This window comes from Paenibacillus gansuensis (genome assembly GCF_042684925.1).
Classification (GTDB): Bacteria; Bacillota; Bacilli; order Paenibacillales; family DY6; genus Paenibacillus_N; species Paenibacillus_N gansuensis.
The window spans coordinates 94520-109505 of record NZ_JBHUME010000012.1 but is presented as its reverse complement, the minus strand read 5'-3'; the positions used below and the strand labels follow the sequence as shown (position 1 = coordinate 109505).

General features: G+C 49.5%; 15 protein-coding genes, 1 rRNA gene and 1 other RNA gene. All 17 read right to left on the bottom strand.

The features are described 5' to 3' along the window. Window positions 1–61 (bottom strand): 16S ribosomal RNA (locus tag ACFSUF_RS19350); the annotation flags it as partial. Between the two features lie 312 nt (window positions 62–373). Next, a complete protein-coding gene (locus ACFSUF_RS19345; protein WP_377605572.1) occupies window positions 374–634 on the bottom strand; it encodes a pro-sigmaK processing inhibitor BofA family protein in 261 nt (86 codons plus the stop codon). A gap of 1 nt (window position 635) precedes the next feature. Next, window positions 636–911, bottom strand: coding sequence for a DUF2508 family protein (locus ACFSUF_RS19340; protein ID WP_377605569.1), 276 nt, complete (start codon window positions 909–911; stop codon window positions 636–638). A gap of 158 nt (window positions 912–1069) precedes the next feature. Further along, window positions 1070–1669 carry a recombination mediator RecR gene (gene recR / locus ACFSUF_RS19335; protein WP_377605567.1) on the bottom strand — a complete coding sequence of 200 codons (600 nt, stop codon included), beginning with the start codon at window positions 1667–1669 and terminating at the stop codon, window positions 1070–1072. 62 nt (window positions 1670–1731) lie between these two features. Then, a complete protein-coding gene (locus ACFSUF_RS19330; protein ID WP_377605565.1) occupies window positions 1732–2043 on the bottom strand; it encodes a YbaB/EbfC family nucleoid-associated protein in 312 nt (103 codons plus the stop codon). 38 nt (window positions 2044–2081) lie between these two features. Beyond that, window positions 2082–3803 (bottom strand): DNA polymerase III subunit gamma/tau, encoded by a 1722-nt coding sequence (gene dnaX / locus ACFSUF_RS19325; RefSeq protein ID WP_377605563.1) that lies wholly within the window; start codon window positions 3801–3803, stop codon window positions 2082–2084. Between the two features lie 99 nt (window positions 3804–3902). After that, on the bottom strand, window positions 3903–5351 hold the full coding sequence (locus ACFSUF_RS19320; RefSeq protein WP_377605561.1) for an ATP-binding protein: 1449 nt from the start codon (window positions 5349–5351) through the stop codon (window positions 3903–3905). A gap of 189 nt (window positions 5352–5540) precedes the next feature. After that, window positions 5541–5805, bottom strand: an RNA gene (ffs, locus tag ACFSUF_RS19315) — signal recognition particle sRNA large type. A gap of 68 nt (window positions 5806–5873) precedes the next feature. Beyond that, window positions 5874–6305, bottom strand: coding sequence for a hypothetical protein (locus ACFSUF_RS19310; RefSeq protein ID WP_377605559.1), 432 nt, complete (start codon window positions 6303–6305; stop codon window positions 5874–5876). 72 nt (window positions 6306–6377) lie between these two features. Further along, window positions 6378–6575, bottom strand: coding sequence for a 50S ribosomal protein L31 (gene rpmE / locus ACFSUF_RS19305; RefSeq protein WP_377605556.1), 198 nt, complete (start codon window positions 6573–6575; stop codon window positions 6378–6380). A 110-nt stretch (window positions 6576–6685) separates the two neighbouring features. Beyond that, complete coding sequence (locus ACFSUF_RS19300) at window positions 6686–7939, bottom strand: radical SAM protein (RefSeq protein ID WP_377605554.1); 1254 nt, start codon at window positions 7937–7939, stop codon at window positions 6686–6688. A gap of 42 nt (window positions 7940–7981) precedes the next feature. After that, the gene (gene rho, locus ACFSUF_RS19295) at window positions 7982–9286 is read right to left on the bottom strand and encodes a transcription termination factor Rho (protein ID WP_377605552.1); all 1305 of its coding nucleotides are present in this window, start codon (window positions 9284–9286) and stop codon (window positions 7982–7984) included. Between the two features lie 148 nt (window positions 9287–9434). Continuing rightward, on the bottom strand, window positions 9435–10685 hold the full coding sequence (locus ACFSUF_RS19290) for a UDP-N-acetylglucosamine 1-carboxyvinyltransferase (RefSeq protein WP_377605550.1): 1251 nt from the start codon (window positions 10683–10685) through the stop codon (window positions 9435–9437). 176 nt (window positions 10686–10861) lie between these two features. Further along, window positions 10862–11716, bottom strand: coding sequence for a class II fructose-1,6-bisphosphate aldolase (gene fba, locus ACFSUF_RS19285; RefSeq protein WP_377605548.1), 855 nt, complete (start codon window positions 11714–11716; stop codon window positions 10862–10864). Between the two features lie 148 nt (window positions 11717–11864). Beyond that, window positions 11865–12260, bottom strand: a complete 396-nt coding sequence (locus ACFSUF_RS19280) for a response regulator (protein WP_377605546.1) — start codon at window positions 12258–12260, stop codon at window positions 11865–11867. A gap of 250 nt (window positions 12261–12510) precedes the next feature. After that, window positions 12511–14112, bottom strand: coding sequence for a CTP synthase (locus tag ACFSUF_RS19275; protein WP_377605544.1), 1602 nt, complete (start codon window positions 14110–14112; stop codon window positions 12511–12513). A 237-nt stretch (window positions 14113–14349) separates the two neighbouring features. Beyond that, a complete protein-coding gene (gene rpoE / locus ACFSUF_RS19270; RefSeq protein ID WP_377605542.1) occupies window positions 14350–14934 on the bottom strand; it encodes a DNA-directed RNA polymerase subunit delta in 585 nt (194 codons plus the stop codon). Between the last annotated feature and the right edge of the window lie 52 nt (window positions 14935–14986).

The following is a 14986-nucleotide window of genomic DNA, read 5'->3' as shown; positions in this document are numbered from 1 at the left end:
CTTGCATGTATTAGGCACGCCGCCAGCGTTCGTCCTGAGCCAGGATCAAACTCTCCATAAAAGAAAAGCTGATGACTCATTGTTAATGCTGACTTGTTTATTAAAGTCACTGTCATGTGACTGCTTAATTCGCTCGATGTTCAGTTTTCAAAGATCAAACTGTCTTGCTTTCGTCTCTCGTTTCGATGATGTTCATCTCAGCGGCGACTTTTATAATATATCACATTCACCTAGTTGATTGCAAGCTTTATTTTTAAACTTTTTCTATCAAGCTAGCAACCGGTGTATCCGACAGCCCTTTTTAACGGGGCGAGAAATAATTTAACACAGAATTCAACATGAAGTCAACAGTCTGTTGGTGGGAATTTTTTACTCAGAAGAGCGTGTAATTCATCCCTATCAGAAGCAGCAGGCCGGGGATCCCTAAAATGCCGATCGTAAAGACTGTGTATGGATTAACCGCTAATTGCAAAGCTTCAATATCCGTAAGGCGGAGAAAATAAAGCGCAAAACCCGCGATGACCAGATTCAGAGCCGCATACTTCAGCAATCGGGCCCACCCGCGGGTTTTTAACACAATGAGGATCAATAAGGAAATGGAACTTACCAATAGAATAACCCACGCGTAATTCATGTTATACCTTCGCCACCTTGCCAGTTTTTTCGTCAAGCAGCGTCAAGCGGGCCCGTTTGGCTTTTCGCAGCAACATCTCATAACGCTTCTCGGATGCTTCCAGCGCAAACACCGCATAGTCAATCTGATCCCTTTCAATGACGTAATCCAGCCTGCATTGGGCATTCTCCCATTCCATCCGCGCGGTGCGGAGCTCTTTAATCAGGTACAAATTCTCTTCAGGCATTTCCTGATGACGCTTGCCCCGGGTTGTCCACCATGTTCCCAGCCACTTCACAAAGACCCTCTCCCTTGTCCAAATATCGTTGGTTGTATTTTTATAGATATCGGGTTTGGGACAATCTTAGAACTGAAAAATGACGACAGACCCTTAAGCGATGCCAACAAAAAAAAGAGGCCCGAAGGCCCCTAGTCCGCTAAGCTTATGCATGTCCCTTAGGACAACTCTCTTCTGCCTTCCAGAGCTTTGGATAACGTAACCTCATCCGCATACTCCAGGTCCCCGCCTACAGGCAGTCCATGGGCAATCCGGGTCACTTTCAATCCGAACGGCTTTACAAGCCTGGACAAGTACATCGCCGTAGCCTCCCCCTCAATATTCGGGTTGGTGGCCAGAATCAGCTCCTGAACGGTGTCGTCGCTCAATCGCCGAAGCAGTTCCGCTACACGGATCTCATCAGGCCCAATGCCCTCCATAGGCGAAATAGCGCCCTGCAGTACATGGTAGTACCCTTGAAACTCTTTGGTCCGTTCCATAGCAACCAGGTCTCTAGACTCCTGCACAACACAGATTACCGAGCTGTCCCGGCTTTTGTCCTGGCAGATCCGGCAAGGATCGATGTCCGTAATATTGCAGCAAACGGAACAATAATAAAGATTCCGCTTCACATTCACCAATGCCTTGGCAAAATTCACAACATCTTCTTCCTTCATCCGAAGCACGTGAAAAGCCAGGCGTCCCGCTGTCTTCGGACCGATGCCGGGAAGGTGGGTGAAAGCGTCGATTAGTTTGGCTATCGGTTCAGGGTAGAACACGGTTTACGCCCCTTTTCGCAATGATGTAAGACCGTGGCCGGCCCGGTATAAAACTTCGCGGATTAGAACAATCCAGGAAGTTTCATGCCGCCTGTGAATTTGCCCATATCCTGATTCGCCAGCTCGTCTGCTTTGGTCATTGCATCGTTTACGGCAGTCAAAATCAGGTCCTGCAGCATTTCCACATCATCCGGGTCCACAGCTTCAGGTTTAATGTTTACGGATAATACTTTCTTGTGGCCGTTCATGGCAACGGTAACTACGCCGCCCCCTGCTGTTCCTTCCACGTTCTTGTTAGCAAGTTCCTCTTGCGCTTTCATCATTTGTTCCTGCATTTTCTTTACTTGCTTCATCATCTGGTTCATGTTATTCATGGTAATCGCTCCTTCAGAAATGTAGTGGGTATCGGGTTCTATTCATCTTTAATGACTACAAGATCTTCGCCGAACATCTGGATTGCCTCGTTGATCCAATCTTCCTTATGCCCCCCCGAATTCCGGGCGTCCTCGGGTTCCAGCTGAAGCACCTCCTGCGGAGCCTGCTTCTCTTCGCTTGCGGCCTCTTTCCAATCCTTCAGCATAACCGTAACAAGCTGCAGGGATTTCCCGCATACCTCTTGCAGTACCTGCTCGATGACTTGTTTGTTGACCGGCTTCTCGGTAGTTTCCCGGTGAATAGTGTTCTTGAAAGCCACCAGCACCGCGGTGTCGGTAGCCGAGACGGGTTCGCCGTCGATAAACCATGCGTAGATGGTGATTTTGGTTTCCTTTACGCGCTGGAGCACCTTGCTCCACTGGGCGCGTACTTGCTGTAGATCCGGGCCGTCCTTAACCCGGATATACTCATCCAGCTTAGCCGTCCGCAGGATGGGAGCGGACGAGCGCGCGGGTGTGCGGGCCGCAGGCTTCGATTCGGCAGGGGCAGAGCCCCCGGCGCCGGCCGGCAGGCCCGTCTGCAAAAGCTGCTCCAGCTTCTGCTCGAGCGCAGCGACTTTGCGGGCGAGCTTTGCAGCTTCGCCTGCTTCGGCCGCCGGAGCGGCCTGCTGGACAGCATCCACGCTGCACAGCTTCATCATCGCCACCTCGAACAGCGTCTGAGGCTGTACAGAGTACTTCATCTCCGCCTGGTAATGGTTCAGGATGTCAATGTAGCGGAAGATGCGCTCCTTATCGTACAGCTCCAGCACCTCTCCGAACCGGGAAGGGTCCATCAAACGGTCTGTCAGCTGCTCCGCATTAGGCAGAAGCTTCAGCATCAGAATATCCCGGTAGCAGTAGATCAGATTCTCAAGCAGCTTCTCTGCGCTCTTGCCTTCCTGCATAAATCCGTCGATCTGCTGCAGCACCTCGCCGATCTCCTGCTTTGCGATCGCAGCAGCCAAACGGGCGAACTGCTCCGAAGCCACACCGCCGGAGACATCTAGGACATCCTGGTATGTGATGCGGTTACCCGTGAACGAGATAATCTGGTCCAGCAGGCTCAGGGCGTCACGCATCCCCCCATCGGATAAGCGCGCGATATATTCAAGCGCCTCTTGTTCGGCTTCGATGCCTTCCTGTCTGCTGATCAATGCAAGCCGCCCAACCTGATCCTGCAAGGACACCCTGCGGAAATCAAAACGCTGGCAGCGGGAAATGATCGTTGCCGGCAGCCGGTGAGGCTCCGTGGTGGCCAGGATAAAGATGACGTGGGCCGGAGGCTCCTCCAGCGTCTTCAACAAGGCGTTAAATGCTTCCGTTGTAAGCATGTGAACCTCGTCGATAATATACACCTTGTAACGGACTTCCGTCGGCGCATACTTGACCTTATCCCGGATGTCACGGATTTCCTCGACGCCGCGGTTGGACGCCGCATCGATTTCGATGACGTCCATCACGGCACCGGATGTGATCCGCCGGCAAGCATCGCATTCGTTGCACGGCTCGTCCGCAGGTCCCTGCTCGCAGTTTACTGCTTTGGACATAATCTTCGCCGCACTCGTCTTCCCGGTTCCGCGAGGTCCGCTGAACAGGTAGGCGTGCGTGAAGCGGCCTTCTCTCAGGGAGTTCTGCAGTGTCTGCGTAATATGCTGTTGTCCTACGATCTCCTGAAACCGCTGGGGTCTCCAAGACCGGTAAAGCGCTATGTGTGCCATGTTATGGTCTCCGTAACTGTAAACAAACTGAAAGAAATTGATCACTTTATTATACTATACATTGAAATACAAAAAAACAGCCAAGCTGAGCAGGCCGTTTTATTGTTCGTTATACGGGATACTGACTGTGAAGGTAGTGCCGTAACCTTTAGACGAAACCCGGATGTGTCCGCCGATGTCATGAATAATCCGCTGGCAGACGGACAGGCCGAGCCCTGTCCCGTTTTGTTTGGTGGTAAAGAACGGATCGAAGATCTTGTCCACGAGAAAAGCCGGGATTCCCGGTCCCGTATCATGGATATCGATATTGACCCTACGGTTCCCATGGTCATTGTCCACCCTTTCGGTAATGCACAGTGTGCCTCCGGAACTCATCGCTTCAATTCCATTTTTGCATATATTCAGGAAGACCTGCTTCAACAGCTCCCGGTTCCCGACGATTTTCGGAAGTTCGAAGGAGGCCTGAAACTGAACCGTCACACTGTGCAAAATCGCTTCATTATTAATGATCGGCAATATCTCCCGTAAGACCGTAGAAACGTCCACAAGATCAAACGAGATATTCTTCGGCTTGCTAAGAAGCAGAAATTCGCTAACCAATTCATTGATCCGGTCGATTTCGGAAAGCATAATTTCCGTATAGCTGTATTCTTTGTCCATTTGTTTTTCCAGGAGCGTCTTTTTGAACATTTGCAGAAAACCCTTGATGGACGTCAGGGGGTTCCTGATCTCATGCGCCGTACCGGCAGCGATTTGGCCTATCATGGCAAGGCGGTCACTACGCTGCACCTGCTGCTCCAACGAGCGAAGATTGGACACGTCCTTAAAAATCACATAAGCGCCTACTATCGTCCCCTTCTCGTCCTTAAGCAGATTGGAGTCCATCAGCAGCTCATACCGTTCTTCATTATTCATCCAGGATATGGCGTGATTGCGTACAATCATTCCGTCCAAAAGGCTGCGCTGCACCAATTGATGGCTCACCGGCACGGAAGCGAATACTTCCTCCATCGATTGATGGATCAGCTCTTCGCGGCGTACACCAAGAATATTGCAGGCCATGTCACTGATATCAAGGACCCGGAAGTCCATGTCAAACAATAGAATACCCAAGTTCACCGTCTTCATAAATGTACCCGAAAAATGCTGCTGCAGCATCAGTTCCGGCTTGGTTTTCGTCTCCTGCATAGACATCACATAAAGGGGTTCATTCTCTGTAAGTACACGAAACATATTCAGTTCCACCTTATGACGTACCCCGTCCTTCAAGCCTACCCAGATTTCTTTGGCCTCCGTCCGCTCATTACCGGCCTTGAAATACTGCTCGTATATGTCTTGCAATCTGCAGCCTTCCGGCAAAATGTCCGAAACAGGACGTCCTTGCAGCTCATATTCGCCGATCGACAGCATATGGCACAAAGGCTCGCTCGTATAGCGGATTCTGTCTTGCATATCAACGACCAGTATGGCTCCGCCTGAAAGCCGGGAGGCAAAGAACTCAATTGCATTCATTGGTAAACGAATTTCATCTGCAGTAGATTCCGTCATCGTCCTTCCCCCTCAGCCGACACATTTCCCAAAATGAGCCCAATTCTAGAACATTCGATAGGAAACTTACAAATTCCTCCTAATAAACCAATAACATCGTTATATTTTTATATAAAAAAAACACAGACGACAAGTTCCAAAACGGTTGTTCGGAACGTCTAGTCTGTGTTCTATGCTAAAGATAAGTTACCATGCACCTCTCATCGATCAATAAGATCCGAGCGTTACTTCTATCGCCGGCTCAAATCAGGCAACCCCTCGGCACATGAAGATTCCTACTTACGGCTGCTTCCTTCCGGACCTGACCGGGTTCATAAGCTTTCATTGCGAAGGACCCGACTCTCAACACCACGTGTAGAAGTCGACCTCACATCCTAAGACCTCTTCGAGGAATTAAGCCCCACTGCAGCGGATTGTGGGTTACAGGGCACCGCTACCTCCCCGCCTAGCACGGTAAACCCTAGTATAGACCATTCCCTTTCAAATAGCAACCTGAGGGGATGATTTGGCAAAGTTCCCGTTTTACCGCATAGGTGAACTAAACAAACCGAATCTACGGGCTCCAGAAGTTACCCTAAAGGCATAACGGGGTACATTCAGCTGAAGCAAATCTTTAGCCTGGTTCTCGACCCTCCGGACTTCCTCTCTTGCCAGACCCTTCACCAGCACCAGATTCACATTGGCATGCGGTCCGTTCATGGTAATTTCGGCGTTCTTCACTTCAGGTATAGAAAATATAGCCTGCCTCATCAGGTTAATATCGCTTGCATTCGTTCTTCCCGTCGGGCTGATCCTTAGATTAGGGTTTGCGCTGGACATACCCAAATATCCGTCATCCGCATACCCTTTCACGTTGCGGTCCGCCCCATTCGTTCCCCCGCCGCCCGACGCACAGCCGGGTGCCATCGTCAGTGCGGCCCCTAATAAAACGACAGTAACTCTTCGTCTCAACATAGAAAAAACCTCCCTTGGTATCCGTAGGATTACCAAGGGAGGCAGCTCTATGCTGGTATATTTATCCGAAGATTAGATACCGTATTTTTTCTTAAATTTATCCACGCGACCACCAACATCAGTGAACTTCTGCTTACCAGTGAAGAAAGGATGGCATGCGGAGCAGATCTCTACACGAAGGCTCTGCTTGATGGATCCAGTTTCAAATACGTTACCGCAAGCACAAGTCATTGTTGTGATGTTGTAATTTGGATGAATTCCTTGTTTCATTCCATTCACCTCTTTCCGCCCTAAGCTTATAGTGGAAGCCTAGAGTATATAGACACATGCTCGTAGTATAGCACGAGGTCTTGTCAGATGCAATATCCTGCTGCTTACAATTATTGCTGTATTTTCACAGGCGGTACGTGAGTGTAAGAACCGATAACTACATCAGGCAGTTCCTGGCGATAGATCTCCAGCATCTGTTTCATACCTAGAATTTCGCCCTGCGCCTTAGGAATCAGCTCCAGATAACTCTCCGGATCTATATTCAAGTTCCGCATCTGGATGAGTTTCAAATCCGTACGGCGGCAAAACTCGATCATCGCCTCGATCTCCTCTTCCCGGTCTGTTACGCCAGGGAAAATAAGATAGTTAATGGACGTATATACACCTTTAGCTGCTGCATATTTCAGAGACTTCTCCACATTGGCCAGTGTGTACCCGCGGGGCTTATAGTACGCATTATAATGGTCATCCAATGCGCTGATGGTACTCACTCGCATCAGATTCAGTCCTGCATCCACGATTCCTCTGATGTGGTCGGTCAAACCTGCGTTCGTGTTAATATTGATGTAGCCTAGATCCGTCTTCTCCCGCACGCTCCGTATCGCTTCGATAATAATCTTCGCCTGCGTGGAAGGTTCCCCTTCGCAACCTTGGCCGAACGAAATGATACTTTCCGGCGTCTGCAGATGCTCCAGCATCACTTGAACCACTTCTTCTGCCTGCGGTTTGAAATTCATACGGGTTTGAGGCGCGGGAAATCCGCTGTCATCCGGCTGCTCGGAAATACATCCGAAACAACCCGCATTACACGAGAAAGATACCGGAACGGCACCTTCCAACCTTTGCAGGAACGTATTAGAAGCCGTAAGACATTCATAACCCAGGGCGCAGTTGGACAGATGGCCGAATAACCGGTTATCCGGATACTTGGACGTTAAGCGGTCCACCTGCAGTTTGAGTTCGTCAGGGTCGCAGTTCATCGGATTCCAAGGTTCCGGGTTATCACTCTGTTCTGCTGCAACATAAAAGCCCCCGTCTTTCCAGACAACAGCTGTATATCCGAACAAAGGAAATTTCTTTTCTTTATCCGTCTTAATGTAACTCGGGATGGAAAGGCGCGTGAATCCTTGGGGTAAAAGTGCGCCTACTGCATGGTAATTCCCCTGCAATGGCACCATCTGCCCTTTATCCGGATCAAACCCGATAGCCCGGGTGTCAGGCAAACTTACCAGTGTGGCGCCTTCCGGCAGCGGAATGAGTTCTTCTTCAAGCAGTTCTATAATCATATCGCCGCTTCGGCCCAGAGCCAGCAGCTCGGGGTGGTCGAAAACGTTCCCGTTCGAGTCGGCATATACTAAATGCATAATTTATAATCTCCTGTTCCTATCGTAAGCGGACTCCTTCTGTCAGGAAGCTGGAGTACCAACCTTCTTGGACACAGAACTGCTGCGCTGCGTCTTCACAGGCGGTTTAGATTCCAGACTGTCCAGAAATTCCTGATTCGTCTTGGTGTCGGCCAGTTTCTTCAGGAATCCGTCGATAAATTCTAATGAATCGTTCATATTTTTGCGGATCGTCCATAGTTTATCCAATTCTTCTTTGGTAAGCAGCATTTCCTCGCGTCTCGTTCCCGATCTGCGGATATCGAGCGCAGGGAAGATACGGCGCTCCGCCAATTTGCGGTCCAAATGAAGCTCCATGTTCCCCGTACCTTTAAACTCCTCATAGATGATATCATCCATTCTGGAACCGGTATCGATCAGCGCTGTAGCCAAAATGGTCAAGCTTCCTCCTTCCTCCACATTCCGGGCCGATCCGAAGAAGCGCTTCGGACGATGAAATGCTCCCGGATCGATACCGCCTGACAAAGTCCGTCCGCTTGGAGGCACAACCAGGTTATAAGCTCTCGCAAGACGCGTAATGGAATCAAGCAGGATCACGACATCTTTCTTGTGCTCTACCAGACGCAAGGCTCTCTCCAGCACAAGCTCAGCCACCTTGATATGGTTCTCAGGAAGCTCATCGAACGTAGAAGCAATTACTTCGCCGTTCACCGAACGCTGCATATCTGTTACTTCTTCCGGACGTTCATCGATTAATAACACGATAAGTTCGATTTCGGGATGATTATGCGAGATGCTGTTCGCAATTTCTTTCAGCAGAAGGGTCTTTCCCGCCTTGGGAGGAGCTACGATCAAACCGCGCTGTCCGAGTCCTACCGGAGCCAGCATGTCCATAATCCGAGTGGAAAGCTTATTAGGGGAAGTTTCAAGAACCATCTTCTTTTGCGGATAAAGAGGAGTTAATGCCGGGAAATGCAGGCGCTCGGCCGCTGTTTCGGGATTCTCGCCGTTAACGGCATTGACTTGAAGCAATCCGAAGTATCTTTCATTTTCCTTAGGAGGACGGCACTTGCCCGAGACCAGATCGCCGCTTCGCAAATCGAATCTGCGGATCTGGGAAGCCGAAATGTAAATATCCTCGGAGCTAGGGAGATAGTTAATCGGACGAAGGAAACCGTATCCCTCTGATAATATTTCGAGCACGCCTTCCATAAACATGAGACCGCTTTGTTCTGCCTGCGCCCTAAGAATGGAAAAAATCAGTTCTTTCTTCTTCATCTGGCCGTAATAAGGAATCTGATACTTCTTGGCCAGTTTGTACAAGTCTGTCAGCTTCATCGCTTCCAGGTCGGCAATTTGCAAATCCATTGTATCAACCACCACACTATTCTATTTTAAAAACTATTACGCTAGTTTAGCCAGCTTTAAACCAAAGTATTCTGATATGTTGGGGATGACGAGTTCCCGCCCTGATACTGCCGAGGTTTCTACCGAAGCAGCAGGGCGGCCCGGAATGTTACTGTTCTCTCCAAACCTCGGCGCCCAATCCCCTCAGGTTATCTACCAGAAAATCGTAGCCGCGGTCAATATATTCTACCCCGGTGATCTCCGTAACGCCGGACTGGGCCGACAAGCCTGCAATGACAAGCGCAGCACCGGCACGAAGGTCGGTTGCCTTCACCTTAGCACCGAATAAGGGGCTGCCTTCAATGACAGCGGAGCGGCCTTCGACTTTGATTTTGGCGCCCATGCGGATGAGTTCCGGCACATGTTTAAAGCGGTTGTTATAAACATAATCGCTTAAAATGCTCGTTCCTCTCACCTGTGTCAGCAGGCTGGTCATAGGAGACTGCAGGTCGGTTGCAAAGCCCGGGTACACCAGCGCTTTCACATCTACAGCTTCGTACTCGGGCCGTCCGATAACACGGATGCTTTCATCCATTTCGATAATTTCGACGCCCATCTCCTGAAGCTTGGCCGTCATTGCTTCCATGTGTTTAGGAATCACATTATCAACTACTACATCACCGCGTGTAGCGGCTGCAATAATCATATAAGTCCCTGCTTGAATCCGGTCCGGAATGATGGAGTGCCGACAGCCGTGCATCTCGGATACGCCTTCGATACGAATCGTCTCCGTGCCTGCTCCTTTGATCTTCGCACCCATGGAATTGAGTAATGTTGCAACGTCTATAATTTCAGGCTCTTTGGCCGCATTTTCGATAATTGTGGAACCCTTTGCCCGCGAAGCCGCAAGCATAATATTGATGGTTGCTCCTACACTGACTACATCCAGGTAAATCTTGGCGCCAGTAAGCTGCTTCGCCCGGATATGGATGCATCCGTGATCGTTGGTCACTTCTGCGCCCAACGCTTCAAAGCCTTTGATATGCTGATCGATCGGACGGGGCTCAAAATTGCATCCCCCCGGTAATCCTATGACCGCTTCTCCGAAACGTCCCAGCATAGCTCCCATTAAATAATAGGAAGCTCTTAATTTCTTTACATTTCCGTTCGGCAGGGGTACAGATTTCGCCTTGGTAGGATCGATGACCATCTTGTCGCCGAACCAATTCACCGAAGTGCCCAGTTCCGCCAAAATTTCGGTAAGGATCCCTACATCGCTAAGCTTAGGCAGGTTATCCAGCGTTACCGGCGTTTCCGCCAAAATGGCAGCGGGAATTAAGGCCACCGCACTGTTCTTAGCGCCGCTGATCTGAATTGTGCCGTGCAGGGGTCTGCCTCCGGCTATCATCAACTTTTCCATGTGTCTAGCAATCCTCCTACTTCTGCCGCAAAAGAAGATGAAATAAACCTCGATCGAGGATCTTTCGAAGCAGAGCGACCGCGTGTAATGGTAGGTTTATTCTCTAATATGGTAAAGGGAAAAACACCGCATGCTGCGGTGTCTTCCCTTTCTGTGGCAAAACTTTATTAAAAAACTTAAGCCTGGTTGCTGCTTCCGAACAAACGGATTTTCTCTTGAACGACTTCAACCATAGCATTACGGGCTGGAGTCAGGTATTTACGAGGATCGTATACTTTGGAGTCCTTGTTCAGAACTTCGCGGATTGCATTCGTGCAAGCCACTTGGTTTTCTGTGTTCACGTTGATTTTGCCGGCACCCGCTTGAATTGCTTTACGGATATCCTCATCAGGTACGCCGGAACCGCCGTGAAGAACTACCGGTACAGGAATCGCAGCGGAAACCTTCTCGATAATATCAAAATGGATGTTAGGCTCGCCTGCATACATACCGTGAGCAGTACCTACAGCAATAGCCAGACAGTCTACGCCGGTTTCTTCGTAGAAACGGATCGCTTCTTCCGGTTTCGCCAAAGATGCGTTCGCTTCGTCAACGGAGATGTCATCTTCTACGCCGCCGATAGTACCAAGCTCACCCTCAACGGAAACGCCCATTGCGCGTGCTGCTTTTACTACTTCTTTCGTTAAGCGGATGTTCTCTTCCAGAGTGTAGTGGGAACCGTCGAACATAACGGAAGAAAAGCCTGCGCGGATACATTTCATTGCAACGTCAAAGCTGCTGCCGTGATCCAGGTGAAGAGCGATCGGAAGACCGGACTTCTCTGCTGCCGCTTTCGCGATTGCAACCGTAAATTCGATACCCATATATTTCAGAGCGCCTTCGCTTACGCCGTAAATGAATGGGGATTTCTCTTTCATAGCCGCTTCAACAATTGCTTGAGCGAACTCCAGGTTGTTCATGTTGAATTGACCTACCGCAAATTTGTTAGCTTTTGCTTTAGGCAAAAACTCGTTCATCGAAACCAATGGCATGATTTTCTTTCCTCCTGTATACGATTGTTTCGTTCTTCTGTAGTTTGTACTGCGCTATTATAACATATTTAGTCTTTAAAAAGGAAACAAGCTCTCGGAAATCGGGGAATTTTCCTGCATGGCTGCGCACATAAAAAAGGACCCTTACTCAGGATCCAAAGGAGATACGGCTGTTTTCCCTGCCAAGCTGGGAGTTTACGGCAGCAATCATTTCGTCGATATCGAACGGTTTCGTGAAATGCATCAAAGCGCCCAGCTCCGTAGATTCCTTGATCATGTCCAATTCACCGTAAGCCGTCATCATAATGACTTTAATTTCTTTATCGATATTCTTGATATGTTTCAAAATCTCAAGCCCGTCCATTCCCGGAATTTTCATGTCCAGCAGGACCAGGTCAGGAGACTCCTTGCGTACAATTTCGAGCGCGAGTTTGCCGTTTGAGGCTTGAAAAGTCCTGTATCCTTCGCTGCTGAACACTTCCAGGAGCAAAACGCGGATTCCGTTCTGGTCATCGACAATCAGTACTTTCTTCTTCTCCTCCAACCTTAATTCCCTCCCGAGAAAAACGTAAACGCACTGCGCCGAAAAGCTTCTGAGCCACTTGCAAGCGGGCACATTCACGATATTGTATTTTGTGGGCGCCGGCTGCACAAACCCGGCATTTTTGTAATATTCGTCATTTGTTTCCAGTTTCCTGCCGGAGCTGATGAATTTTACTGTTCACCGTATCAGTTATATGACAGATATGCACAAAAAAACAGCAGGCACCGGAGCGCCTGCTGATAAATTTAATTTATTTCTTGTGATTGAAAGCCGCTTGCACAAAACCTTTAAACAGAGCCTGCGGACGGTTCGGACGGGATGTAAATTCCGGATGGAACTGTACGGCCAGGAACCACGGATGGCCCGGCATTTCTACAATCTCCACCAGACGGCCGTCCGGGGAAGTACCGGAAATCTTCAGACCGACACTTTCAATCAATTCACGGTATTCGTTGTTAAACTCATACCGGTGACGGTGTCTTTCGTATACAAGCTCATCGTTGTAGCACTCCATAGCAAGCGAGCCTTCCGCGATTTTGCAAGGGTATAGGCCAAGACGCATCGTGCCGCCCAGGTTTTCAATATCCTTCTGTTCCGGAAGAAGGTCGATAACCGGGTAAGGGGTAGCCGGGTTAATCTCCGAAGAGTTGGCCCCGTCCAGTCCCGCCATTGCACGGGCATACTCGATCACGGCTACCTGCATACCGAGGCAGATGCCGAAGAACGGAATCTGTTTTTCGCGGGCATACCGGATCGCGGAAATTTTCCCTTCGATTCCGCGGTCCCCGAATCCGCCCGGAACCAGGATGCCTTGCACGCCGCCCAGCAGCTCGTCTACGTTATGATCGTAGATTTCTTCCGCATTGACCCAGCGGATATTGATTTCCGAATCGCAGTCAATTCCAGCATGACCCAAGGATTCGACAATACTTAAATAAGCGTCATGCAAAGCAACATATTTACCTACGATGGCAATTTCGGTTGTATGTTTCAGCGATTTTACTCTTTGGACCATGGATTCCCATTCCGTCATATCCGGCTGAGGCGTTTCCAGCTTCAGGTGGTTGACTACGAACTCATCCAATCCCTGCTCGCGGTACATTAACGGAACATCGTACAGAGTGTCGGCATCCAGACCCTCGATTACCGCATTTACATCGATATCGCAGAACAGCGCCAGTTTCCGCTTCATGTCGTCTGTCAGCTTATGTTCCGTACGGCAGACGATCACGTTAGGTTGAATACCGATGCTGCGAAGTTCTTTTACACTGTGCTGGGTCGGCTTCGTCTTCACTTCACCAGCAGCCTTCAGGTATGGAATCAGAGTGACATGAATGTACATCACATTGTCGCGGCCCACATCGCTCTTGATTTGACGGATGGCCTCCAGGAACGGAAGGCTCTCGATATCCCCGACGGTTCCCCCGATTTCCGTGATGACCACATCCGAACCGGACTCTTTGCCTGCACGGAAAACACGGTCTTTAATCTCGTTGGTAATATGCGGGATTACCTGTACGGTTCCGCCCAAGTATTCGCCTCTGCGCTCTTTGGTAATGACCGAAGAATACACTTTCCCTGTGGTAATGTTGCTGTTTTTGGACAGGTTGATGTCAATAAAACGCTCATAATGCCCTAAATCCAGGTCCGTTTCCGCCCCGTCATCAGTAACGAATACCTCCCCGTGCTGGTAAGGACTCATCGTCCCCGGGTCCACGTTAATGTAGGGATCGAACTTCTGGATCGTTACCTTCAGGCCCCTGTTCTTCAGCAATCTGCCCAAAGATGCCGCGGTAATCCCCTTCCCTAAAGAAGACACAACCCCGCCCGTTACGAAAATATACTTTGCCATAATCTGGTTCCTCCTCTAGCGTGTTGTGTTATATTTTTTCCTATTTACGACAATTCATGAAAAAACGTCGCAGGCTCGTACCCTTAAATAAAAAAAGAAAAAGTGCTCCCGTCGAAACGGGGCACTTTAGTAAGTAAATTTGGTAAAAAGAATGTAAATTTTTAGCCCGAAGAACAGTTTACCTTGTAGCCACCCTGATGTCAAGATAATCGAGCGTTCAAATTGTTCAGTTCCGTCTTACTTCTCGTCGTCTGCATCCTCGTCGTCGCTGTCCAAATCAGAGCTGTCTTCCTCTTCGGATTCGTCCAGTTCATCCAGCTCTTCTTCCGCATCTTCATCCAAATCGGCATCTTCGATGACTACATCATCTTCTTCAGCCTCTTCTACCTCGTCGTCTTCCCGGAACAGGTCTTCGCTCTCTTCATCGCCGTCGAAGCTGTCGTCTCCGCCGTATGTATCTTCCTCTTCCGCGAACAGGTCGTCATCATCGAGATCATCGTCTTCGTCGTTAATAATCCGCGGACGTTTCGTTGCGCCGCTCATGGCATCTTCCGCCTTCTCGACCGGATACCAACGCTTCAGTCCCCACAAATTGCTGCCGACGCAAGCGAAACGCCCGTCGATGTTGATCTCCGTATATATCTGTGCAATGACCTGCATTACTTCTTCTTCGCTCAGGCCCTTGATCTTCGCCATTTCCATCATCAGATCACGATAGTAATACGGAGTGTTCGCTGCTTTCAGCACTTCGAACGCCAAGTCTACCATCGGCATTTCCTTGGCTTGCTCCGGGGTGATTTTCAATGTATAAGTGCCACTCATCCCTGACACATCCTTTCGCGTTTACAATTAGAGAACTTTACTAACCTATCCA